The 23,537-nt window shown below is 32.4% G+C and carries 28 protein-coding genes and 3 pseudogenes; 16 read left to right on the forward strand and 15 right to left on the reverse strand.

Annotated features, from left to right (window positions below):
- Positions 1–66 precede the first annotated feature (66 nt).
- On the forward strand, positions 67–255 hold the full coding sequence (locus LJC66_RS07705; RefSeq protein WP_230932204.1) for a hypothetical protein: 189 nt from the start codon (positions 67–69) through the stop codon (positions 253–255).
- A gap of 116 nt (positions 256–371) precedes the next feature.
- Here LJC66_RS07705 and LJC66_RS07710 read toward each other — a convergent pair.
- A pseudogene (locus LJC66_RS07710) lies at positions 372–1,718 on the reverse strand (IS3 family transposase).
- A gap of 162 nt (positions 1,719–1,880) precedes the next feature.
- Positions 1,881–2,306, reverse strand: coding sequence for a hypothetical protein (locus tag LJC66_RS07715; RefSeq protein WP_230932205.1), 426 nt, complete (start codon positions 2,304–2,306; stop codon positions 1,881–1,883).
- An 801-nt stretch (positions 2,307–3,107) separates the two neighbouring features.
- Between LJC66_RS07715 and LJC66_RS07720 the strand changes: the two genes are divergently transcribed.
- Complete coding sequence (locus LJC66_RS07720) at positions 3,108–3,308, forward strand: hypothetical protein (protein WP_230932206.1); 201 nt, start codon at positions 3,108–3,110, stop codon at positions 3,306–3,308.
- Between the two features lie 379 nt (positions 3,309–3,687).
- Here the strand turns inward: LJC66_RS07720 and LJC66_RS07725 are convergent, their stop codons facing one another.
- A complete protein-coding gene (locus tag LJC66_RS07725; protein ID WP_230932207.1) occupies positions 3,688–4,035 on the reverse strand; it encodes a hypothetical protein in 348 nt (115 codons plus the stop codon).
- A gap of 820 nt (positions 4,036–4,855) precedes the next feature.
- Here LJC66_RS07725 and LJC66_RS07730 point away from each other — a divergent pair.
- Both LJC66_RS07730 and LJC66_RS07735 read left to right on the forward strand, forming a co-directional pair.
- On the forward strand, positions 4,856–5,173 hold the full coding sequence (locus LJC66_RS07730) for a DUF3243 domain-containing protein (protein ID WP_230932208.1): 318 nt from the start codon (positions 4,856–4,858) through the stop codon (positions 5,171–5,173).
- 232 nt (positions 5,174–5,405) lie between these two features.
- Positions 5,406–5,615, forward strand: coding sequence for an alpha/beta-type small acid-soluble spore protein (locus LJC66_RS07735; protein ID WP_230932209.1), 210 nt, complete (start codon positions 5,406–5,408; stop codon positions 5,613–5,615).
- A 97-nt stretch (positions 5,616–5,712) separates the two neighbouring features.
- Here the strand turns inward: LJC66_RS07735 and LJC66_RS07740 are convergent, their stop codons facing one another.
- A complete protein-coding gene (locus LJC66_RS07740) occupies positions 5,713–5,940 on the reverse strand; it encodes a helix-turn-helix domain-containing protein (RefSeq protein WP_230932240.1) in 228 nt (75 codons plus the stop codon).
- Positions 5,941–6,199: 259 nt separating this feature from the next.
- Between LJC66_RS07740 and LJC66_RS07745 the strand changes: the two genes are divergently transcribed.
- The 3 genes from LJC66_RS07745 (at position 6,200) to LJC66_RS27685 (ending at position 7,198) form a co-directional block, all read left to right on the forward strand.
- Positions 6,200–6,721 carry a hypothetical protein gene (locus LJC66_RS07745; RefSeq protein ID WP_230932210.1) on the forward strand — a complete coding sequence of 174 codons (522 nt, stop codon included), beginning with the start codon at positions 6,200–6,202 and terminating at the stop codon, positions 6,719–6,721.
- Positions 6,708–6,872, forward strand: coding sequence for a hypothetical protein (locus tag LJC66_RS07750; RefSeq protein ID WP_176526189.1), 165 nt, complete (start codon positions 6,708–6,710; stop codon positions 6,870–6,872). Before LJC66_RS07745 ends, LJC66_RS07750 begins: the two co-directional genes overlap by 14 nt.
- Before the next feature lie 194 nt (positions 6,873–7,066).
- The gene (locus LJC66_RS27685) at positions 7,067–7,198 is read left to right on the forward strand and encodes a hypothetical protein (protein WP_269067565.1); all 132 of its coding nucleotides are present in this window, start codon (positions 7,067–7,069) and stop codon (positions 7,196–7,198) included.
- Positions 7,199–7,361: 163 nt separating this feature from the next.
- Here the strand turns inward: LJC66_RS27685 and LJC66_RS07755 are convergent, their stop codons facing one another.
- The 4 genes from LJC66_RS07755 to LJC66_RS07770 form a co-directional block, all read right to left on the reverse strand.
- Complete coding sequence (locus LJC66_RS07755) at positions 7,362–7,808, reverse strand: RDD family protein (RefSeq protein ID WP_230932211.1); 447 nt, start codon at positions 7,806–7,808, stop codon at positions 7,362–7,364.
- A gap of 196 nt (positions 7,809–8,004) precedes the next feature.
- Entirely contained in the window at positions 8,005–8,424 is a 420-nt protein-coding gene (locus tag LJC66_RS07760; RefSeq protein WP_230932212.1) for a hypothetical protein, read from the reverse strand.
- Between the two features lie 71 nt (positions 8,425–8,495).
- A complete protein-coding gene (locus LJC66_RS07765; RefSeq protein ID WP_230932213.1) occupies positions 8,496–8,990 on the reverse strand; it encodes an SMI1/KNR4 family protein in 495 nt (164 codons plus the stop codon).
- 43 nt (positions 8,991–9,033) lie between these two features.
- Positions 9,034–9,816, reverse strand: a complete 783-nt coding sequence (locus tag LJC66_RS07770) for a ParB N-terminal domain-containing protein (RefSeq protein ID WP_230932214.1) — start codon at positions 9,814–9,816, stop codon at positions 9,034–9,036.
- Positions 9,817–9,976: 160 nt separating this feature from the next.
- Between LJC66_RS07770 and LJC66_RS07775 the strand changes: the two are divergent.
- Positions 9,977–10,061, forward strand: a pseudogene (locus LJC66_RS07775).
- Between the two features lie 66 nt (positions 10,062–10,127).
- On the opposite strand, the gene LJC66_RS07780 reads toward LJC66_RS07775, so the two are convergent.
- Positions 10,128–11,429: a replication protein gene (locus LJC66_RS07780; RefSeq protein ID WP_230932215.1), complete on the reverse strand. Its 1,302-nt coding sequence runs from the start codon at positions 11,427–11,429 to the stop codon at positions 10,128–10,130.
- 482 nt (positions 11,430–11,911) lie between these two features.
- Entirely contained in the window at positions 11,912–12,487 is a 576-nt protein-coding gene (locus tag LJC66_RS07785) for a MerR family transcriptional regulator (protein ID WP_230932216.1), read from the reverse strand.
- A 2,329-nt stretch (positions 12,488–14,816) separates the two neighbouring features.
- Between LJC66_RS07785 and LJC66_RS07790 the strand changes: the two are divergent.
- Positions 14,817–15,294 (forward strand): annotated as a pseudogene (locus tag LJC66_RS07790) (L,D-transpeptidase); the annotation flags it as partial.
- A gap of 94 nt (positions 15,295–15,388) precedes the next feature.
- Here the strand turns inward: LJC66_RS07790 and LJC66_RS07795 are convergent.
- The 3 genes from LJC66_RS07795 to LJC66_RS07805 form a co-directional block, all read right to left on the reverse strand.
- Positions 15,389–15,733 carry a hypothetical protein gene (locus tag LJC66_RS07795; protein WP_230932218.1) on the reverse strand — a complete coding sequence of 115 codons (345 nt, stop codon included), beginning with the start codon at positions 15,731–15,733 and terminating at the stop codon, positions 15,389–15,391.
- Positions 15,734–15,831: 98 nt separating this feature from the next.
- Positions 15,832–16,047, reverse strand: coding sequence for a helix-turn-helix domain-containing protein (locus tag LJC66_RS07800; protein ID WP_098315267.1), 216 nt, complete (start codon positions 16,045–16,047; stop codon positions 15,832–15,834).
- 10 nt (positions 16,048–16,057) lie between these two features.
- A complete protein-coding gene (locus tag LJC66_RS07805) occupies positions 16,058–16,534 on the reverse strand; it encodes a DUF2975 domain-containing protein (RefSeq protein WP_230932219.1) in 477 nt (158 codons plus the stop codon).
- A 437-nt stretch (positions 16,535–16,971) separates the two neighbouring features.
- Here LJC66_RS07805 and LJC66_RS07810 point away from each other — a divergent pair, with 437 nt between their 5' ends.
- Together LJC66_RS07810 and LJC66_RS07815 are read left to right on the forward strand one after the other, a co-directional pair.
- Positions 16,972–17,190, forward strand: a complete 219-nt coding sequence (locus LJC66_RS07810) for a hypothetical protein (protein ID WP_230932220.1) — start codon at positions 16,972–16,974, stop codon at positions 17,188–17,190.
- Positions 17,191–17,371: 181 nt separating this feature from the next.
- A complete protein-coding gene (locus LJC66_RS07815) occupies positions 17,372–17,653 on the forward strand; it encodes an AbrB/MazE/SpoVT family DNA-binding domain-containing protein (protein WP_230932221.1) in 282 nt (93 codons plus the stop codon).
- Between the two features lie 107 nt (positions 17,654–17,760).
- On the opposite strand, the gene LJC66_RS07820 is transcribed toward LJC66_RS07815, so the two are convergent.
- Positions 17,761–18,033 carry an HU family DNA-binding protein gene (locus LJC66_RS07820; RefSeq protein WP_230932222.1) on the reverse strand — a complete coding sequence of 91 codons (273 nt, stop codon included), beginning with the start codon at positions 18,031–18,033 and terminating at the stop codon, positions 17,761–17,763.
- A gap of 431 nt (positions 18,034–18,464) precedes the next feature.
- On the opposite strand from LJC66_RS07820, the gene LJC66_RS07825 reads away from it, so the two are divergent.
- Positions 18,465–18,605 carry a hypothetical protein gene (locus LJC66_RS07825; RefSeq protein ID WP_230932223.1) on the forward strand — a complete coding sequence of 47 codons (141 nt, stop codon included), beginning with the start codon at positions 18,465–18,467 and terminating at the stop codon, positions 18,603–18,605.
- A 189-nt stretch (positions 18,606–18,794) separates the two neighbouring features.
- Here LJC66_RS07825 and LJC66_RS07830 read toward each other — a convergent pair whose 3' ends face one another.
- Positions 18,795–19,235, reverse strand: a complete 441-nt coding sequence (locus tag LJC66_RS07830; RefSeq protein WP_028409936.1) for a YaiI/YqxD family protein — start codon at positions 19,233–19,235, stop codon at positions 18,795–18,797.
- 1,127 nt (positions 19,236–20,362) lie between these two features.
- On the opposite strand from LJC66_RS07830, the gene LJC66_RS07835 reads away from it, so the two are divergent.
- The 4 genes from LJC66_RS07835 to LJC66_RS27690 all read left to right on the forward strand — a co-directional run bounded on the left by LJC66_RS07835 (position 20,363) and on the right by LJC66_RS27690 (position 23,100).
- Entirely contained in the window at positions 20,363–20,521 is a 159-nt protein-coding gene (locus tag LJC66_RS07835) for a hypothetical protein (protein ID WP_179212638.1), read from the forward strand.
- 425 nt (positions 20,522–20,946) lie between these two features.
- Positions 20,947–21,552 carry a CPBP family intramembrane glutamic endopeptidase gene (locus LJC66_RS07840; RefSeq protein ID WP_230932224.1) on the forward strand — a complete coding sequence of 202 codons (606 nt, stop codon included), beginning with the start codon at positions 20,947–20,949 and terminating at the stop codon, positions 21,550–21,552.
- Between the two features lie 658 nt (positions 21,553–22,210).
- Positions 22,211–22,804, forward strand: coding sequence for a hypothetical protein (locus tag LJC66_RS07845; RefSeq protein WP_230932225.1), 594 nt, complete (start codon positions 22,211–22,213; stop codon positions 22,802–22,804).
- Positions 22,805–22,965: 161 nt separating this feature from the next.
- A complete protein-coding gene (locus LJC66_RS27690) occupies positions 22,966–23,100 on the forward strand; it encodes a hypothetical protein (protein ID WP_269067566.1) in 135 nt (44 codons plus the stop codon).
- Positions 23,101–23,537 lie beyond the last annotated feature (437 nt).

Raw genomic sequence — 23,537 nt, forward strand, 5'->3', positions numbered from 1 at the left:
ATATTATGGAATTCTTTCAAAGTTTTTATTTTTTCACTTAGTTGATTAATTAGAGAGGTGTTTTATATGAATAAAAATGAAGGTACTAACGTTTTTTTATTAATGTTGTCGGTAATCTCTATTTGTGCAGGATTGTTATTAACAAATGTTTTTATTTATTCTCCTATTATTGGTTGGCTTGTAGCAGTATTTTGTTTAATAATGAATTTTATTTATAAAGAGGAACAATTGAAATATAGAAAAAGAGAAGATTAAGAATAGAATCTTCTCTTTTTTATGGATTCTTATAATACGTTTTATGGTAACTAAGAGTAATATAGAAAAAACCTATTGGCTCATTTGAACTGAACCCAAAAAGTTAGACACGTTATTTAGGCAGCTAATGAGGATTGAATTCTGTATTCTACAGGGGTCAATCCTTTTAATTTTTTTTATTCGTAGATGGTTGTAATAGAGGATATAGGCCTCTAATTCCTGTTTGAACTGTTCTATACTTTCAAATTCTTGTAGATAGAGTAACTCTGATTTTAATAGACCAAAGAAGTTTTCAATAACCGCATTATCTAAACAGTTACCCTTACGGGACATGCTTTGAGTAATGTTATTTCCCTTCAATAAATGCTGATATTTGGTCATTTGGTAGTGCCATCCTTGATCAGAATGAAGAATAGGGCAGTCTCCCTCATTTAAACAGTCAAATGCTTTATGTAACATCGTAGTGACCAGTGAAAATACAGGTCTCTTGTCGATATGGTAGGAGATAATTTCCCCATTAAAAAGGTCCAAAATAGGTGATAAGTAAAGCTTCTCTCCGAATAGGTGAAACTCTGTGATATCGGTTACCCATTTTTCATTTGGTTTAGATGCTTTAAAATCACGTTTAAGGATATTTGGAGCGATTCTTCCTGTTCTCCCACGATAAGAACGATACTTTTTGAGCCGAACGAGGCACTTTAAGCCTAGCTCTTTCATCAATCGACAGACCGTCTTATGATTAATAAGATAGCCTAGACGGTGTAATTCTAGCGTAATACGACGATAACCATACCTCCCTTTGTGTTTATGAAAGATATGATGAATGGTTTCTTTAATTTCTTTATACTTGTCAGGGCGCTTAAAGGCTTTTATCCAATAATAATACGTACTACGAGCGATTCTAGCTACTTTGATAAGGTCGACGACCTTATACTCATGCCTTAATTCAAACACTACTTGGGCTTTTTCTCGCTCTTTAATTCCCTTGATGTTTGTACTAAGGCGTTCAACTTTTTTAAGTACGCATTTTCCATTCGTAAATATTCAAGTTCCTTTACTAGCTCTTCATTTGTTTTCTGTGAATCATTATTTTTAATCGAATTCTTCTTCACTTTTGGCGGCCTCCTGGTCTTGGCATACAGGCCGTCCATGCCCTGTTCTTCAAAGATTCTTCTCCATTTTATAACCGTTGAATATGAAGGGATATTAAATACAGAAGATGCTTCAAGAATAGACGCTCCCGTTTTTTCAATATACGTTAATACGTCCATTTTAAACTCGGCAGAGTACTTTGTATACGTTGATTCTAAACCTTCTTTCCCATGTTTTTTAAATAATGCCACCCATTGAATAACATCTGATGTATTCGCACCATATAACTCAGCTGTTTCTTTATATGAATATTGCTTATTGATGTAGAAATCTACAGCTTTTAACTTTGTTTCAAGTGTGTGTTTTGACATAAAAAACTGCACCTCCAATTATTAGTTTTTGTCTAACAATTGGGGTGCAGTTCACGCATAAGGTAGTTTTTTTCTCTAATTGGCATTTTAGAGATGATGCCTTACGGCGTCTTGAGTAGTTTGCTCTGTATAGAAAAAATTCATGTAATGAAAAGCAAAGAATTAGTGTTTTCTTATAATTAACATTTCAGCAGCATGGTCTAAATGTTTTTCTGATTCCTCCAACCGTTTTTGGGTGTTTACTAAAGATTTTTGAACAGATGAAGGTGTAACAGCTAGAACTTCAATACTCTTGGTTTCTGTACACACCAGGTGACCTATACCATCTTTCCATTGGATCGTACATTTAAAATTCCCAAATAACTTGTTACTTGTCTGTAAAACCAAATGTTTCGTTATAGAATCAGAATTAGCACCCTGCGAGAGCATTGATATCGCTTTACCTCGATCTTCTTCATGAATAATGGTCCATATATTAGACGTAGAAGGAAAATAGGTATGGGTTATGTTTGAAGAATTTAAAATTTTACCTTCTTGATTGATTTGAAAATAAGGAACAGGAATCCATTTAGTTTTACTAGTATCCATGTTCTATCTCCTTTAAATTAATAATTTCATTTTTAAGATATATATTATATACATCTTAAAAATGAATCACGGATGTTGTCAACTTTAAACTTTGAGGAAGTGTCTATTTTTAAGATATAGAAGACAAAAAGAATCCTTTGCCCATGTAGGCAAAGGATTTTCAAATTTATTGGAATTGGGGGGAATACGTTATTAGTCTGGCCAGTTTTGTAGATTCATATACATATATCTTTAAAAACAAATGTTGTCATTCACGATATATAAAAAATAACTTTGTCTCCGTTTTATTGTTCGTTAAGTAAATAATAAATTATTTAATTTATTATTAAGGTTTTACTAGTTACACATCTTGTAGACAAATAGAATGTTTTTCTACAAAGAATATAGAACTACTATAAGAGTTATGTGCTAGATTAAAAGTGACCATATATTGTTTTTACATCTAAACTAACCTTGAAAAACGTTCAATAGTCAGTCATCTGGTACGATGAAGATAAACGATACGAATAATGTTTAGAAAAGTCATATCTCATTAGTTATTAATTGACTTATAGAATTGGTTTAAGTTAACATTGAACAAACTTAATACTCAAAAGGGGAGTAGCTGTACAACAAAAGTCGTCACTACGAAACAAAATGTTTCCGGCTTTGTTGGCAATCTTAATTGTTAGCAAGACCTTTGCCTACTTTTTTAGTTAGGTGAAGTCTGTGTTTGTACATCAAGCGCTTTTATCTACTAAAAGGATAAAAGCGCTTTTTGTTTTTTATAGATTTAAAATGACTATGAGGAGTGATTAAATCATGTTCAAGAAACTGTTTGATTCACTAATGAATAATAAGCACAAGCGTTACAGTAGCAGTGATTACAGGAGAGGAAGATCAAAACCTTTTAAAAGTTATAGCAGCAGTGATGATTATAGGAAAAGAGATGGTCATCACGGAAGTTATGGACATCATCATTATAAGAGGAAAAGAAAGAGTGGAAGTTTCTTTAGTAGTTAAATGAGAAAAGGGTACCTCGTTCTAATGGCATTGGAGAAGGAGGTACCCTTAAAAAAATCTATAACTGAAAATAAAGCGTAACATATTCTCGCTATAAACAGTAGGTGTTACTGTCGGAGCATAAGTATATAAAGCTTGGTTGTTAAGCAGTTCTTTAACAAATAATCATTAGTATGTTCGTCATTTATAAAAAACCTGCCTACCTCATGAGAGCACTCTCTCTTTCCCCCCTTGCGCGTGAGCTGCTGAAAAAGAGGGGTTTTTTCTATGGTCCAAAAGAGTAATTAGGTTAACTAAAGCTTTACTACAACATTCTCCAAACATAAGCTTTTTTATTATTTTAAGTTTACCAACAGAATTTTTGAAACCGTTAAAGGTTCTACTTTATTTTCGAAATAATAATCCCTGCAATCATAATGAAAAAACCCAATGCTGTTTTCCAAGTAGGAACCTCTTTGAAAAATAGATAACCCATTAATATTGAAATTACTATCTCTATTCCTTTAGATGTAACTAAAACAAATGTTAAATTCTGAATCGCTTTAAGTCCAAATTTGATGCCGTATCCGATGAGCATATTGGCTATTAAAAATAGTGGAAAGGCAAAAAGTTGATACTTTAAAGTCGTCCAAAAGGCTGGATCAATATGCTTACTTTGATACGAAAATAATAGGTTTATTAGAAATAAACCAAAAAATAAAAAGGTAGCACCATAAAAATAACTCATCCGTATACACTCTCATCATAATCATATTTGTTATCAGTTTACCCAACAAATGTTTCTTTATGCTATAAAAATTGCCTTAGGTAAAAATGGTAGCCTTGATACAAAAAACTATGCTCCTTAAATAATAGTTAAGAGGTCATTTTTTATAAATGATCTTAAAAAATCAGGTTGTGATCTAACAGTCTTCTTTGGAAATTGACTATCATCAGATTAAAAACAAGAAAAGCCCTCAAATTATGAGGACTTCTCTTACCTATGAAATAAGAAATGGAATTTTCATTCGCATCTACAAAACGTATTGTAACATGTATTAGGTATGAAAAATAAGCTATTCAGACCCTAAAAAAGGTATTCTAAGATTCCAATTGGGTTTTACAGGGGAAAATTTTGTTATATAATGCCAATCTATTTATTGTTAAATAAAAAAGCTAACTTAGGTCGTCATGTGAGCTAGCTTATAAAGGAAACTTAATATGAAATTTGTTTCACAATAAGTCATATTGTAATTTTTTTCAATATCAATGGATTTAACACTGATTCTGTCTATCTAGATAAATTAAGGAGATACTTTTTCCACAGGTTCATTAGAAGAAATATTTTCTATCCACTCTTTTTTTAATATCTGCTTATATAGACCGTTATTCAATTCATCATCAATTAGTCAAGATAGTGTGAAGATAGTTCAGGTGAAATAGTAAAAGGAAATTGTCATGAAGAAAAATTCTACAGCACATTAAAATGGAATTAAATGTTTATACACCTATAATTGGGGGACTTATCTTATAAGAACATCACTATTTAATTGAGAGGAGAATAGAAAATGAACAATAATACTGGGACTGTAGAAAATAAAGTAGAGAATAAGCTAAACGAGATGAGTCAAGAGAAGAAAGACAGCATTCTTTCTAGTTTTAACGAATTCAAAACATACTTAGGTGATAAAGTCACAAAAGGTGAGAAATTGGGGTTGAATGATGACCAATTAACTTTGGCAGCTAAAAAAATAGCTGATTATTTGGCAAAACATGAGGAACCACAAAATGAAGAGCAATATTTATTACATGAGCTATGGAAAGTTGGAAGTGAGGAAGAACAACATCACCTTGCCCGTATGCTTGTTAAATTGGTTAAAGAATAATTTAAGTTACTTACTAGGATTTCAAACTACATGATTCATCTTACCCTATAAGACTATATCCATATAAAAGGACATTGCTTGTACAAGCAATGTCCTTTTTTCACTTTTTACAGTGTCATTGATTTCTACCATTTAGTATGTGGAATGAATGCTAAATTATACGTCCATTATTTTCTATGTATATACATCTCTGACAATAGGAAACTTAAGAGAAACAAGGAGGTGACACAACATGGCAAACAACAAAAGCAGCAACAACAATGAATTATTAGTATACGGTGCTGAACAAGCAATCGATCAAATGAAATATGAAATCGCTAGCGAATTTGGTGTAAACCTTGGTGCTGATACAACTGCACGTGCAAACGGATCAGTAGGTGGCGAAATCACAAAGCGTCTTGTACAAATGGCTGAGCAACAACTTGGCGGAGAACGTTTCTAACAAAACTTTATAATGATGGCTTAAGGAAGAATGGATATCCATTCTTCTTTTTTCTGTCTTTAAGCTTCTTCTCCTAATACTTAGCAGCATTCTTTATTTATATTTGTAGAAAATCTTCTACTTTTACATCCTTCTTTAACTTTTGCAGTCCTTTATTTATTCTGTAAATTGTGGAGTATTTGGGTATGTAGTTTTCGTCATTGCAAAGTCTAGATATAGTTGGACGACTTAATTTTGTTGCCTTTTCGAGTTCTAATTGATTAATGTCGTCTTGTTTATCTAACCATTTTCCAAACTTTGTTCGCTTCTTTCCTAAGCCTAGAATCATACAGCCATCTCCTTTAAGAAGAAGTATGGACATTATGTAACTTTTTTAATCATTAGAAAAAAAGTTACATATAGGACAAGCAGTAGTTCATATCATAAATTAAGACGTCAGAAAGAGACGTCAACTTAAACTAGCAGGAATGGAGCGAATCAAGTGACAAAAGAATTAGCAATCTCATTATTAAGTCGAAAAGACGTCTATTTAACGGTAGAGGGTAAACAGATATTAGAGGTCATTTTGAAAGAAAAAAACGCGTATGAAGAAAAATAAGAAGACTAAACATCAAGTAGACACCTATCGACCAACTGTACGGTATCACTCTATTTATCGTACATATGTAGATAGCCTTTTTCAGGCTACCGAGTTAGACCGAAATCAAATTATAAGGTGTGCGCTCTTTACAGCAGCGCACAACCCTGTCTTCTTAGCATTGATGAATCAGTATAAAATGAGTGACGTCCCTCTTCCTTCCTCTCCATGGCAACCTTCTTCCTACCAGTTATGGATGGAACAAGAACCAAACACCGAAGAGAAAGGAGGAGGCAACCATGATAACCTTGAGCGAAAAGGAACGTCTACAAACGCTTTTACGTTACTTGGAGCATCAACAGATGGCCAATCAGTGTCGGGAACTACTGCTCAATCCGACCGACAGTCTTCCACCAATGAAAAGACAGCACGGGTTACAAGACGTCAGCAACCGATTAAGAGACGAACAAGGGAGATTCCTACCTTACAATTATCAAACAATGGAGGAATTAGACTTGATTTTAGATGAAGAATTCGAGATACAACGAAAACTAAAAATAGATCCGATTGAAGGTTCTTATAATAGCTATGCGGTGAACGAAAAAGAAAAGAGGGACTGGAGTGGAAATATCTACTTAACTTGTGTTGCAGCAATTTTAGCCATTGCCTTTTTCACCTGACGTCTTTTTAGAATAGTGTCGATATTTTGGTCATAAACATATAGCATGAATACAGTTAAGACCGCCTTATAAACTGATACATAATGGGCGGTCTTTGTTCTAAATATGATTAAAAACGTTTGGGAAATGAAAAATAAAGAAATAGAGATATATTAAATGTATCTTTTTAGACTTGTGACATAGGAGGAATGTAGATGGAACATAGCCCTTGTTTTGAAGAATTAGTTTCTGATTTTGAGAAATGTTTAAATCGACATTTAAATTACAAAGAAAAAGAATTACTTGCATGGATAGTGAAAAAAGAAAGTAATAAGTCTGTTCAATAATTTACAGTTAACCTCTTCATATTTCAAAAAACTCTCTGATGTGTAGCTATCCTACCCATAACCGGTAGTTGCTACACAGAAAAACCTCCTACACCTTAATGTGTAGGAGGTTTGAATAGTCCCAAATAGTAGATTAGAAATAGAAGGTATTCGGCATTGTTGATTAATCTACCAATGCTTGTTTATCGTCTATTTCACCTGGTTTTGAATATGTAACATACGTGCCTGCCATCATATCATGAAGACTTCTTTTATCCTTACGGAAAACCACCATGAACACACTTACAATTAACGCAATACCTAATGTAAGACCATAAACAATGCCGGCTACAAGAACTCTTAATAGCATTGCTCCGACTCCAAGTTTCTTTCCATTGACTTTGACAATTCTAACTCCAACAATTCGTTTACCTATAGTATATCCATACCATAATATAGGTACAGCAACCGCATAGATGAAACCTATGATTGATGTAATGGGATCGTCACCATCAAAGTCTCCTGTAATAAGAAAACCGATAAGCCCCAAAGGAATACTTACAATAATACCATCTAATAGATTTCCTAATAGGCGTATCCAAAATCCTGCTGGTTTGATGACTTGATTCACTTTATATTTCTCCCCTTCTTATAAATTAACATTTTATCTATCTATATAGCTCCCTAGACGATGATAATATGATTAAAGAGAAAGGTAAAAAATATAAAATGATTTAAATTTATCCACTAATAAATAGAAATTATTCCTATTGTAAGACCACACATAAGACTCACGATGAAGACACGTAAAACCGTAGATCCGCAGCCTACATTTCGCTAAGGTTATAGTTAAATCGTTTGTATACCTTGTTTTTGTGTTGGTGATTCGTTTTCATAATGTTGATTATGACATGTTGCTCACTTCTCCAATGCACATTCACATCATGAATCATAGAAGGTTGAATTCCTTGAAGCTCTTTATATTGGTTAAGAGTGCTTCCGGGTTGTCCGTAGTACATTCTAAGAGAATCAGCCTTTTGTTTTTGCTCATAATCAAAGTAATCAGTGGTTTGTTTATATATCTTTTTTACTTCAACAATGTTTTGTTTATTAGGAGATGTGCTGGTCGTAAGTGAGACGTTACGTATCATGTTTGGCTGTTGCTCGTATTTATCCAAGAAGTAGTTCATCATAAATACGAGAAAAATTACTCCAAAGGATAACATGATCCAAAGCCACTTTTTCATGTCGACACTTCCTCTTTTATGATTGAAAATCAAAATGAGTAGATAATCTCATTGCGAAATAGCATTTTCTGCTATTTCGTATCCTTAGATAATAACATACTCAAAAACTCTTGAAAGTTCTCAGCCACTTTTGATGTAGCTGGATCACATTCATATGATTCTTCATAATCTAGGAAATCAACAGACGGATTGTTCTTATCATAGTGAAAATTTAAACACAAATAATCTCCCCATGCTAGCTTCGCAATTGGAATTAATTCAGATCCAATGAGATCTTCATCATAAAAATTCCGTCCTTGTTCTCCTAAGCAAGTTTCGCAGCAACCAATATCATACACACCATAAGGATGCTCACTAAAGTTTTTAATAATGCCTAAAAAACGTTCAATTTGACATCTCTTATTGATGATTGTTAGTGGTGTAGAATCTATTACTGTACATCCGTTATATTGTTTCAAGAATTCTTTATACGCTTTGGGCAATTGGATGCGAAAAGAAACTTCTATTTTTGCAATATCTTGCTCCTCTGGTAATGGATAAATGACGCTTTCCTTCACCAATCTCATTTTTATCAGTCCCCTTGCAATAGGCCATCTTCAAGGAAATACATTATGACTTTTGGTATTCATACATAACCGGAACTTTATCCATTTTAACGGTTTTGGCTACAACATAACGACGGTAACCGTCTTTTAAGATATTTGATCCTTTTTCAATCGTCAATGGCTCATCTAAGCGTCCTGTACGTTTCACAAAATCAATGACCTTTTGGGTTTTTTCAGGATTTGGACGTGTCTTTAAGAATTCTTCAGGTACGATAATATCATCAAAGTTCAACAAATCCTGTGTCCCTTTAGGTTGGTTCGGTAGTGTATTCTTTTTAGGTTCAGCCTTTTTCTCTTCTGTAGGCTCTTGCTTTGCTTCTGGCTGAACAGCTTTTGTTTCTTTCTTTTCTTCTTTTGCTGCAGGTTGAGAAGTAGTTACTGGTTTTTCTTCCTGTTTGGTAGCAGCAACTTCTTGTTGCGCTGCAGAAGCCTCTTGTTTGGCCTCTTTTTTATCGTTTGAATCATTACCTTCTTTGTCTTTCTTATTCGGGATAACAGTAATCTGGAAGCAGATTACGCCTACTTCACCAGGGCATTCATCAATCGGAATATCTAATGTGGGTTCTCCTTGAATTAAGATTTTTTCTTGCATAATGCTTTTTTTCGTGAGCCCTGTTTTGTTAAAAGCTTTCTTTGCAACAAATACCGTGTACGTAATAAACGTACTCTTCTTCAAGCCTTTAGGCGCAGATGGTGACCCTTTTTCACGCATATCAAAGGCAACATAGCGATCGTATTCTCGTAGTGGTCCTGTGGCTGATCCAGTTAAGGTAATTTTATGTGGCATAATGTTCTCCTCCTGCGTAGATATAGATTTATTTAATATTTAGAACAGTGTTCTAAATAAACATATCCTAATAATAATTCAGCTTATAAGGGATTTCTTTACTTTTTACATTTTCTCCTATCGTACATATAAACAGAGCCGATGCGCATACTTTGAGTATGGACTTGTAGCTCAATAGCAGAGCAGCCAGTCGTATTACACTATACAACTTTGGCGTCTTGCGGGTTCAAATCCTGCCAAGTCCTCCCTTAAAACACTGAATACGTTAAAAATGGTAAAAGTCCTTGCTATGCTTTAACTATTTTTAAACATTAAGAAGCTGGTTCTTTTAATTTAGCATGTTGCTCTAATAATTCCTGCTCCTTAGGTGTTAATGCTTGTCCTAAATCTTGTTTCAGTTCCGCCATTTCTAATGAACTGTACGTAGAGCAGTGTTCTTGCAGCAAGCATTCTTCTTCTGGTGTAAGCTCTTGCCCTAGGTCTTGCTTTAATTGAATCATTTCAAGCTGTTGTTCTAAAACTATTTCTACTTTCTTTGTACCCTTCCCTTGATCCTGCTCAGCCTGTAACCAATCAGGAACGATTTCTTTACGGATAATATGTTTTGGTATAAACAATTTTGTTGATGACGCTTCTTTATGTATAACTTTCTCATGAGTTGGATATACTGATGAATAATCCTGGTTTTTAGGATCCACCAACTGATAGAATTGGTTTTTCGCAATTTTATAGAGTAATTGGCACATATTATCTAAGGACAAAGATTTGCCTTTATGATTAGCTTCATGTACATATTTGTCTAATCCAATAATAGATGTATACGCAATTTCATGCATTTGCCCTTTGGTAATATCAATCTCTGTATCTCGTTTGACCGTTTTTGCAGCATTTTGAATGCGAGCATAAAAATCTTTTAATTGATGACCATACTTACCTGCGTAGACTTGATTGACTTTCTTAGGAACACCTTTGATATAAGTAAATGACTGTGAAGCAGACATTAAATGATTATTTATATGATTTACAGGTAAATCAAGGTTAATAAAGGCACCAGGTGATTTATCAGTCTTTAAGCTTGGTGTATCAACGTTTTCCACACTTCCTGGATACATCACAGGAAGCGTCACAGGAGTTGTCATTTCCTCTTGTTGGACCGTTTGTATACCTGTTGTATCATGGGCAAAAAAGATTTCGTCGCAAATCTGATTAAAGTTCTTATGGCTTTTAAGAATAAATACATAGCTATCAGGGTGAGTACCTGTTGCATCCTCTTTAATGTATCGTGCTACAAGCACAAACGGTGTCGCTTTTAACGAACGTACAAAACGAGAAACCGTACTTTTAGAAACTTCAAATTTCTTCATGAGCGTTTCAGAACGAATGGCTTGGATGCCTGTAGCCACTAGGTTATAGATGACATGATCGAGCATTTCCATTCTTTTTTTAGGAAATTCTTTATGTATGGCTGATTGGTTCTGTTTGTAATGGGTACGAATAATTTCTAAGAACTCTTCTTTCTTTTTCCGAAGTATGGATTTGTTCTTCCATAACCACTTAAACCGTCCGTTGAAGGTGTCTACATCTCTTAAATAGCAGGTCAATATTTTTGTCATTTGTTCATTATCTCCTTTAAGGAACAAAAAAAGACACTGTTTCCCTGAAAAAAGGAAAACAATGTCGTGATTTTGATGAACTAAGCCCTTGAAATAGATAGCTATTTCATATAAAATAAAACCATAAGTTTTATTTTATAGAAAAACTAACTCTATTAACAAGAGACTTCGACAAGTGTTTTCCCTACTGTATCTAGGGGGAACGGTTTAAGAGTGCTACCAACACGTCTTAAACAGTTGAAGTCTTTTTTCTATTCCGGTCATTTTTGTTAGTTTTATTATAGCGTTAATTAATCTCATAATTCAATAAGAATTAGTAATATATCTCAAAAGATTTAGATTTGCACCTTTTATGAAGTGAAAACCCTATCTGTATTCAAATGAATTTATTGTTGAAGGTATTAAGAGAACTTTCTCTGACAACTGCTACAAAAATAATAAAACAGCTTCTAATTACTGCTCAGTAATTAGAAGCTGTTTTATTATTTTGTGAACATTCTTTTCCATATGCTTTTTCCTTGTTCTTTTTGAATTTCGGTCATAGCTGAATGGATAGAATCTAGTTTTTTAAGTAATTGATCATTCACTTCTTTTAAACGCTGATTGTCTTGTTCAAGTTTATTCATCTGTTCTTTTATTTCTATAACATCTTTTTTTTCTGCCAAATTTTCAGATGGAAGCGTTAGTTGTTCTTTCTTTTCCATTTTTTTATCCATTTCTTCTATTTTTTTAGCAAGCAATAAAAATGCTTCTTTAAAGGAGTTTTCGTTTATATCTTCTTCCTCTGAATCTTTGTTAATAATTTTTGTTTGTTCTTCGCTCATTAAATTTGCTTTAATTAATTCTTCACGAATCATTTCATTTGGTGCATGTTTTCCGAACTTTTCTTTTAGTTCAATAATCTTCTCAATTTTTTTATCTTCATCAGTAAATATGTATCTTATTCTTCCAATTCTTTTATGTCGTACTAACCCGACTTCGCACCAGTCTCGCAACTGATGATTTTCTATATTAAATTTTCTAGCAACTTCTGAAATAACCATTGTTTCTTCGCTCATAATTGTACCTCCCTCATAAACGAATTAATCTAACTTAGTTAGTATCTTATTATATGAAATATTTTTAATAACTCAATTAAGTCTAACTTAATTGGTCCTGACTAATTAAATTAGACTTAATTTAAAGCTTGTCTTTATTATTCTAGCAGATTTTACACTTAACTGAATTAAATTTATTATATTTTACGTTATGTAGTTCAATTAAATTTGAACTGAGTCCTTCAAAAAACTACAAATCCATTATAGTTTTTTGAAATATTATAGTAAGTTTAATTAAAATACAATTAAGTTCAACTAAATGCATTTTAATTAAACTTTTATTCATTTCTATTTAATTTAGTGCAACTTATTTTATTTTAAGTTCAACTAAACTAGAGTTGTGTGCAATGAGGTGATTTTAAGTCAATCTTAAGTTGAACTATCAAGTTTGAATTAATAATTTAGAACAAAAAAGTTGTTTTTCTCATTTTATCCTCAATCTATTGAGGAGTTTAATAGCTAAGGCTACTGTGGATTCTGTTTAGATAATATACTTCTTCTGTAATATGATGTGAAACATATCTATGGAGGCATTATCATAAAAGCAGTCTTTTTGGCTGAAAAGATGCCTTATAGCTTATTTGTGGACATGCTGAGTAAACTGATTGTTTATTTATTGTGAATAGAAATCGTTACGAATAGGTAAACCCTTTTAAGGTTTTTGGACAGTGTAAGCTTTTTGAAGCACTTCAATGATTAATTCTGATGTGATTAAACGAGCAAAAATAGCACACAATTTCTTTAATTTGAATTTAATGAAGATGCTAAACAGAACGAACCACTTCGTATCATAGAGACATACTTAATTTCAGGCACCCATTGTCTAGAGAGATTTGATAAATTTTTGAAACGCTAGAATGTGTTTTGCTTTTTCGTCAATATGACCATAGCCTCTTTTTTGAATATCTATCTCTTATTTTAGCCAGAGTTTTTTTGAAGAATCTTAGCTGATTTTCTAGGCATTAGAGAGCTTTCCTATGTATTAAAAGATGTTAATACATCCACGCAGTTATAAATTGTTACTTCTAATTACTATATTCGCGGCTTAATTATTTAACCAAGTTTTTAGCGTGGTATAAATACATAACCAATTTTTTAAGTTATCATTTTATTTTCTCCCACTTATGATCATTTCCTGATTTTATCCAGTAGTCATAACTAATCCAGACTCAATTGAGTCTGGATTAGTTATCTTATTTGAATGAACATTAATTTGATAGAATCATCTTTTATTGGTGCATTTAGTATGTGTATACATAATTGAAATTAATTTAAATCAATTAATTACTAATTGAGTATAAAAAAAGTATAGATTCGACAGCTTTTAATTAGAAAAGTTGATATGCTCTATTTTAATTAAATTAAACTTCTTTTTTGTTGAGTTGATTTTAATTCAATTGATTCTAAATTAGTGATAATTAACTCGTTTTTTTAAAAAATTAGAGTTAGATTCTTGCAGAAGAAAAAAGAAAATCTAATTGTTTAGTTATATAGTAGGGTGATAATAAAATCTTAAAAAGTTATTTAGTGAATTAATGAAAAGTTTTCAATTTGAAAAGTACATGTCTTTAGTTTTTATCAAAAGAATAGAGAAACAGAAACAAAGATTTACTTTGATGCTAAAAGCATCCTGCTTCATGAATATAAGCAGAAAATTTTACGTGAAAAGATGAAAAAATGAATGAAAAGCAACAACATTTAGCCATGAAATGAAAAAACATAGGGAGACGCAAAGGGGACATAGCTCCAAAACAGGGGGACATAAAGGGGACACTGAGGTTTTATAGGGGGACGTGAAAGGGACGTACACCAAAAAAAGGGGACGCAAAGGGGACATTAAGCGACTTTCTTTGATATCACGGTTTTGCTAGGCTCTGCCTAGCCTATCACACCCTGTGATAGCAAAAACCCCTTATGCTCTTCTCTCTTTTGTAGTTGGGAACCACAATTTACAGGGGAGGAACGAATGTCATGGATATGTTTTTACAAAATATCAATCTGATTGCCGTTAAAAAAATAGATGAAATTGCGAAAGAAAAGAACATTTCTTCTTGAGGATTTGTAAAAGTAAGCTTAAAAAGGAGGGATGTACTAAGAGAGATAAAGGATTATGACAAAGGGAGAAAAGAGAAATTATAAAATGAATTCACGAAATTTTTTGCACGGAATATTGGAGCACATTCTACGGAAAAAGGAATGCAGCACAAGAAATGGAACGTAAAAAAAAGCAAAAGTTTGAAGGCAGAAAAATTTTCTTTCTTCATACTCGGAAGATAGAAGGAGGAAAGAAGCAGCAGGAAAACCAGGTAATCAAAATTTGATTATTATTAATAAGTACTACAACAAGCTTGCCTATTTTCACAATGGCTATATTAAAATCGTTGATCCAGTAGCAACTGGGTAAAACGTGGGATAAAACACCGGTTGGCTTTTTTAAAGTCGTGAACAAAATTAAAAACCGTCCTTACTATACAGGACATATTCCTGGGGGCGATCCTCGCAATCCGTTAGGAAAACGTTGGTTAGGGTTAAATGCAAACGGTACGTATGGTGATACATACGGCATTCACGGTAACAACAATGAAAGTAGCATTGGAAAATATGTGAGTCAAGGTTGCGTGAGAATGCATAATGCAGACATCGAAAAGCTTTATGCTAAAGTCCAAGTAGGCACACCGGTTGCCATTACATATTCTTATAAAAGCTTCGTTGATCTTACAAGCGTATACGGTTATAAATTCAAAGGCTATAAGATGAAAAATAATTAATATCTGAGCAGCATTCCATGTCTTTTTATCGTGGAATGCTACTCTTTTACTTTGAATTTTTATTTAAGGTCGATAAAATATTTATTTTTAATGATTACATAGATGTTATAAACAATAATAGAAGCATAAAAATTGTTAATATAAGACTGATGAAAATATTTAATATAGAAAGGATTACATTATTTTTAAATTTACGTATTCCAATGATGAGGCCGGATGTAACTATAGTCCACCAAAGGATATCAAAAAATAGTTCATTAAATTTTGCTGTAATTTCAGTGAAAAATAATACGATGAGTAGTAATTGTAGTAAAAGTACTCCAATTCCCCATAATGATGGTTTGTTTTGAGTATTTCTACGACGAGAAAGTACTCCAACTACTATAAAAACTAATATAAGAAATAAAACAAAGAGCATAATTAGACCAGTAAAACTCATTAAATTTCTCCTCAGTTTAACGTGTATTTCTCTTTAACTAACTAATCTCCTTAACCAATCTCGTTAAAGTTCTTTCCCTTACTTCATTTGTGACTGTTTTAAGCATCTTCTTCATCTTTGTACTCTAAAATATCACCAGGTTGACACTCTAAGGCTTTGCAAATAGCTTCTAAAGTTGAAAACCTAACGGCTTTCGCCTTGCCATTTTTTAAGATAGAAAGATTGGCCATCGTTATTCCTACCTTCTCCGATAGTTCCGTTACACTCATTTTTCTTTTAGCCAACATGACATCAATATTAATTATAATTGCCACTTTATCCACCTCAAACTGTGTAATCGTTCTCTGATTTTATATCAATTGCTTGTTGTAAAAGTCTTTTAAGAACCGCAGCGAATACTGCAATGACTAATGAAGCAAAGATAGGTACCATTCCCACTATTATAAGGCCTGGAGCATCGTCTTTGTCTGCTGCCAAAAAAACAAATGGCATCATTATCACATACAAGCCACTAATCACAAGTGCACAATACTTTATTTTCTTTAATGCTGTTACAGAAATGTTAGAAAACGCCTCGTTCTGGTCAATATAGATAAGAAGTCGAAAAGCCTGATATAACGTAAGAAAATAAGGGATAACTGAAAGGTACATAATGCTTACAGCAGGATATAGTATGTAGGAGTAATCTGCATTTGCTGTATTGTTAGCTAAATAAAATAATCCATATATACCTAAAGCAAGAACTGGAGCTCCCATAAAGAAAAGAGCTATCTTTAAAAATATTGTTGAACTTTGTTTCATAATAAAACACCTCATTTAATAAATTTCAAATAAGAATTTAACATATAATTTATCGTTTTACAATAAAAATATATCATATTTCATATTATTATTGTTGTTTATTCAAAATGACTTTAATTTTTAAAATGCAAAAAAACATTCTTTTATATAAATAGGGACTTCAATAAAATAAAAACTGTAGATGAAAATTCCATAAGGTAAACAGGGATTCTTAAATTTTTTATAGCACGATAGTCCAAATTCTTTGAGGTACTCCTTGCAACCTATTAGGAAAACGTGGGTTAGAATTGAATGAAAATGGTACATACAGTCTATATTGAACAACAATAAAAGCAGCGTTTTATGTCAACACACGGGGGGGTGCTTATTTTTTGTATTCTTACCATATAGCCCTTATCATAGAAGTAGATGAAAAATATGGATAAGGGGAAATGAGGGTGAGAGCCAAAATCGAAAAAGCTAATCATGTAGTGATGTTTACAGCAACTGGTGAGTTTTACGCACATGAGGTACCGTGTGAGCTAACAATTGGCTTCTTTACTTGTCCATCTTGTGGGGTAAAAGTATACCATAGAAAGGATCACTTCTTTTCCCGTAATCATGAGCGCACGTGTACGTATGTGAAAGAACAATTTAAAAGAAATGCAAGGGGATAGTATCAAGTAATTTGTGTAACTATTTATTCTCGTGCTAAATTACTTTCTTAAAAAAGAAGAGTTAACAAAATCCCTTTGTTTTTCTATAAGAATAAACAAATGATGCAGCAAAAATTTAATTCTATAAAAGGGATGTCTAGATTTCATGTCCCTTGCTTTATCTTTGGAGGTTGAGAAAAGTATGAAAACAACGGGTATTGTGCGAAAGGTAGACGAGTTGGGGCGTATTGTAATTCCTGTGGAGTTACGGAAGGTTCTTACTATTAAAGAAAAAGATCCTGTAGAAATATTTGTCGATGGCAATCATATTATTCTTCAGAAATACAAACCCAAAAATGAATGTATGATTACCGGTGAGGTGACCTCACAAAACAGGGAATATGCAAAAGGAATTATATTAAGCCCACGAGGTGCAGAAATTTTAAAGCATGAAATTGAGTTTAAATTTGGCATTAAAGCGTAATTTATAAGTGTTTCCGTATGGCATGGTGGCTAGGTCTTATCTTTTTTTGATTGAATCTATGCAAACTCTCCAGAGCAAGGTTCTGGAGAGTTCGTGTAGATATTTTTTTATTTTACAGCTTCTTTAAATTCTTTACCTGGCTTGAAGGCTGGAGCCTTTGTAGCTGGAATGACAATTTGTTCACCTGTTTGTGGGTTACGTCCTGTACGCTCTCCACGTTCACGTACTTCAAATGTACCAAATCCAGCAATTTGGATTTTTTCTTCTTTTGCCAGTGTGGCAGAAATCGTTGCAAATAGTCCATCAATGGCTTTTTTCGTGTCTTGTTTTGTTAATTCAGCCTTTGACGCCACAGCATCAATTAATTCACCTTTTTTCATAGTTAATTACCTCATTTTCTACTATGTATAGATAAGAAACATATCATAGCCACCTTAAAAAAGTCAAACATATGTTCTTGTAGATCTTCTTTATTAAAGAAATAGTATATTTTAATACAAAATAACTAAAATGCATCGCCCGTAAAGTTATACTTTTGCGGACTTTTCTTTAATTTTTAGCTACATATAGAATTTTCCATACTGCCCCTAATATCGATTTAAAAACAGAGTATTCAATTATTTTAATTTATTTTGTAAGCGATTACATGTACAATGGAAATAAGCTTGCTATCATTGTATATAACGTAGGCGGGGCCAGTACAAGATGAAAACAGCTTATCCTATTAAATATTTTGTTAATTTGTATGTATAAGAGATTGTTAGTTTGTCAATAATAAAAAATAGGGACTTGCATAAAGGAGGTCAAACTATTGAGCGAATATAAACAGGTTTTCTCTACATTTATTAATGAAGAGCGATTTGATTTACATTCATACCTTACTTATTTATTTATCAATGAATGTCAGGAAGATGTAGTAAATCAGTTAGAACAGAAATATGTAAAACAATAAATGTATAAATAGGAAAAAAGAAAGGGTAAATAATAATGAACGGAAAAATCGTGTAGGTGACTTTATCTTTCTGAGCAGAAAGAATAGGTCGCCTATTGGTATTTCTACTTAAGCTAACAGAGCAGGTTAGTTTAATATTTGGACAATTTGTTTTTCTGGTTTTTTTTTTTGAAAATAGATGGTTCTTTTTCAGCGTGAAATTGCTCTTTTAAAAAGCCCCTTAAATTTCTCTCTGTCTTCGGGTGTAAATGGTTTTGGCCCCTTTGTACGCTTTCCACTTTTTCGAGCCATTGCACTCAAATAACGCGTTTGTAATAATTGGTCAATGTTTTCATTTGTATAGCTAGACCCATTATGGTGAAGTACCACACACCCTTTTGCTAAACCTAGCGAAGCAAGACCATAATCTTGCGTAACAATTATATCTCCTTTTTCTACTAACCCCATAATCCGATAATCCGCAGCATCTGCCCCAGAGTCAACATAAATGGTTTCCACTCCTGATGGTTGTTCCACATTAGAAAAATGAGAAAAGCTAGTAACAAGGATAACAGGAATTTCAGCATTCGTACCTTCAGAAATAATGATATCTTTTACCGGACAAGCATCTGCATCAACATAAATTTTCATCTTTAACTCTCCCCGTAAATAAGTTTGAGTTGATGATAATGGAAGACTTATCCTTTGTCAAACGATAAAGATATTTTACCTAAAATTATTAAAAAACAGTTGTTGTATTAAAGCACGCGTTTGATGCTCTCTTTTTTAAACTGAGAAGCTAATTTTATCTCACGTAACCTTCTAAAGTATGAAAAAGATGTTATTATCACTTATGAAACCCATAATAATAATGTGTTTTCTATTTATTAGGAGTGTGGTGATATTTGTTTTTAATTCATTTATGTGAACTTTGTAATGTTGAGGAAATAACAACTCAAATAGATACGAAATATAAATGCCCTAAGTGTGGACTATTGACTGAAGATAGATGGATTGATGAAGAAAAGGAGTATGAATCATGAGTTTTAAGAGGGAGAATTAAATACCTTATACATATAAAATATACGTAACTAAGCGTCCTGAAAGGTAAGCAAAATAAAAAGCAACCTCGGCATTGGCCAATGAACGAGGTTGCTTTTTTTGTAAGGGTTTGTCCATACGTATCCGAAGTATGAAACATAAGTAGATTACCATGTTCTGTAATTAAGCACTAATTTGAATGTGTTGCTACATATACAAAATAAAAGAGCAACCTCTCGTCCACTGCAGAGGTTGCTCTTTTGCTACGTTGAAATTTGTAAAAATAGTCTGACCCGTAGTGTGGCATATTATGGTATCAAATGCTATTTTTGGGGTCTGAAGTATATGAATAAAAGGTGCGCTTTTTATTCATCGATTTAGTTGGTCCTTCTAATAAAAAGCCTAATAAATCAAGGATGTATAAAAAGCTGCATAACTCATAATTGAGACCTCTTTCGAACCCTTACTCCCAGAAGGGTTCCTTTTTATGATGTATTCCGGAAGAGTGTTTATGTAAACTAGCTTTGTATATCGTATTCATTTATTTCGCCCTCTTTATAATGTGTTAAAATGTAATTATAAGGAATAAGAGGTGAATATAGTTATGCTTACAGCTTTTGTAGTAACAGCTTCTATTTTAGTATTAGCTTGGATCGTTGGACAAAGAGAGAAACGCCACTAATTTTATATGTTATCCGTACGCAGAATTGAGATGATTATAAATGGATAAGAGAAATATGTTAGTTAAATCAATGTTTTTGTTAAGCTTACTTTCTGTAATGGTCTTTAGCTTTATTTTAAAGCAGGGAGTAACTGCATTACTTGTATCTGCTATTTTCATTGGATTAGCAGGGATTTTTATGAAAACTAAACCTACAAATAAAGACAGCAGCTAATTCTATATTGGCTGCTGTCTTTATTTGTTTCCTAGAATTCGTTTTATGAAAACTAGAGGTATGAAAAAGTTTAAACAAAACTTAAAAATAAAAGAAATTACCTTTTGGAAGAGGAGGGCGCTTTCTTGCTCATCGAATAAGGATCCTAGATAGATGTCTCAACGTTAACACCTCTCTTTTGTTAGTGTCCAATACAAAAATGGTTACAGTATTAATTGTTTACAATTGGAAAATAAAACATAATTTATTCTAATTACTAAAAATAACAATGTTATAATAAATTGGGTTTGAAAATAATTAACAACTAAGAGGTGATAAACATGATATTTCTTACTCTGTTTTTATTATTAATTATTGTAGGGTATCCAGTATGGGACTATTTTTATTTAAAGAAAATAAAAAGTAACCAACTAAACAAGTGGCGAATGTACGGAGAAATTGTTATTACCCAATGGATATTGGTCATCATATTTTTAGTCTATTGGCTTTTGACTAAACACGCGTTTAACAACTTATTTTTTATTAAAAAACCTTTATTTTCTTTAGATAAAGATTTTTTACTGTCTGCGGGAGTGGGGGCAGGAATTAGTATTGCAATAATTGTTTTTATGATTTCTTTTTCCAAGAAGGCTAGAGAGAAAATTTCCGAAGGATTAAGTGATGAGAGTATTCAATTCTTGTTGCCATCAAACTTCAAGGAAAGGCTGTTTTTCCTTTTGATAGCAGTTACAGCAGGAATTTGCGAGGAGATTATTTTTCGTGGTGCAATGTTTCATTATTTCGACCACTTACCTTTTGATTTATCTATCGTTGCGATTGGAATTATTTCAAGTCTGTTATTTGGAATTGTTCATCTGTACCAAGGCTGGAAAGGAGTGCTATTCACTTCCTATTTAGGTGGTATTATGTTTTTTCTTTTTGTGGGGACAGGCTCTTTATGGGTTCCTATCGGACTACATTTCATTATTGATTCGAAGTTTGTCTTTTTGCCTAACAAAAAGAGCCCTTCAAGTATAATTAAAGAAAATTAAAATCATTATTGTCGAGAAATACTCGAATAAATTATAAATACCTCCTAAAAGGCAAATTACGTTAACTACAAATCAAGCTCAATAGAATTCTAGTTATAGTGGATTAAAGGAAAGAGTATTAATTAGTATTACTTCAATGCAAAATTTAAGATAAATATTGACATCAAGGGTTGGGATAACATGCTACTACAAGAGAAAAAATTATACAGAATTGAATTTATAAAGCCTTGTCGGATATATGAGAGTAATTCACTAATGAGATTTAGAAACTCTAGTATTTTAGATATAAACAATCTAAAATCAGATCAATATGGAATTATTCCTAAAGGGGTTAAAGGATGGGTCTTAAAAAAGTGGGGTAAATTGTATTTCTCTCCTGATGACTATCAGGAAGACTTAAAATTCTTTACACCCTCCGAACAACCTCATATTCTTATCTCCTTAAAAAGAATAGAAAACCATTATAAAAGGATAATCTCATAGATAAATTTTGTTAATAACTAATAGAAAGAAAAGGAGCATCAATAAGTAATCAGGTGCTCCTTTTGTGCTGAGAAGAGTGTTTATGTAAACTAGCAATGTATATGGTATACAGTTATTAATCCCGATAAAGGTATAATTAAAGAGTAACACTTTTCTTATAAGGAGGGATGGCTTAATGATTGATAATAGATTATCTAAGATTAAGAATCATGAAGTAGATGCTGCTTTGAGTGAACTTACTGACACAGACATTTTGTTGAATTTCCAACAAGCAATTACGAGCTTATACCCTCATCTAATTCCCATACATGCTCATGCTTATGATGCTTGGGACGATATTGTCATTCCATTATTTTATGAAATGGTTTATAAGACGTTTACTTATAAATACGGTATTGAGATTGAGCCAAATGAAACACACGCTTATATGTTTAGCTTAAGGTGTTATGAAGGTATCCATCATATTGAATGCTTTCCAAAAATGGCATCCTTTAAAGGCATACTGAATAACGATTATTTTGAGGTGAACGATGAGGAACTAAAAGGAAGAAGGCTTGTTTTCAAGTCTTTTGGAGATAGTGTTCACTATTTAACAACTGGTTTGGATACTGAAAGTACTGATGCTGTTAATTTTGAACTAGTTGAGGTAGACGTTATATGTTCTCAATCAAACAGGACCACGGATATTGATGGATGTACTACATTTTTTATTCATAAAGACGATGTAGAATTTATGTTTATTGCTGAGACTTTTAATCAAGATTTATAAAAATAAAGAGGAGCTTTAGCTCCTCTTTTCACTTCCTAGAATGTGGATTATGTTAACAATAATGTCGTATACAATAGGTTTTCAAAGATGCATTTGTATAAATAATGAAAATATGTAACTTTTATGGAATTCATTCGTATATATTATCAGGAGGGGATAATATGAATACATCGAGTATTAATTGGGCAGATATATCTTTCCAAATTTTTTGGTTAATTTTATTAGTTTCTATGGGCTTGTTTGTCTGGAAAGTTATTAATGTTAGAAAACAAAATAAGCGTTTTAATAAAAACTGATAAGATCTTTGTACATAGGAATGTGATTTTAAGAGAATGGTGGTACATCTAGATGGCTTGTTGCAATCATTGTAAACACAAATGGAATGCCAAGAGCGTATGGTTACTGGGTTTTTCTAAGAATGGTAAGAAGTGTCCTAAATGTAATAAAAGACAATTTGTTTCTTTTAAAGGTGCTAGTCCTTTAATAGGACTAGGCTATTTAAGTGGAGTAGTTGCTATACTCTTTATTGTTTTTTTTCCGTTTCTTGTAAAACTAACAGATAAAGAAGAAACAACATGGTAGTAAGTTAAAAATAAAAAACGTATCTTTAAGCCTTTAGAAATAAGTATCTAAAGGCTTTTTATTATTGGTTTCCGATAAGGCACATTATGTTAATTAAACGAAGAGGCTTAGAAAAAATCTGAGTCTTTTTTTATTGTTTGCAAATTAACCA

This window comes from Priestia sp. TSO9 (genome assembly GCF_021029645.1).
Lineage (GTDB): Bacteria > Bacillota > Bacilli > Bacillales > Bacillaceae_H > Priestia > Priestia megaterium_E.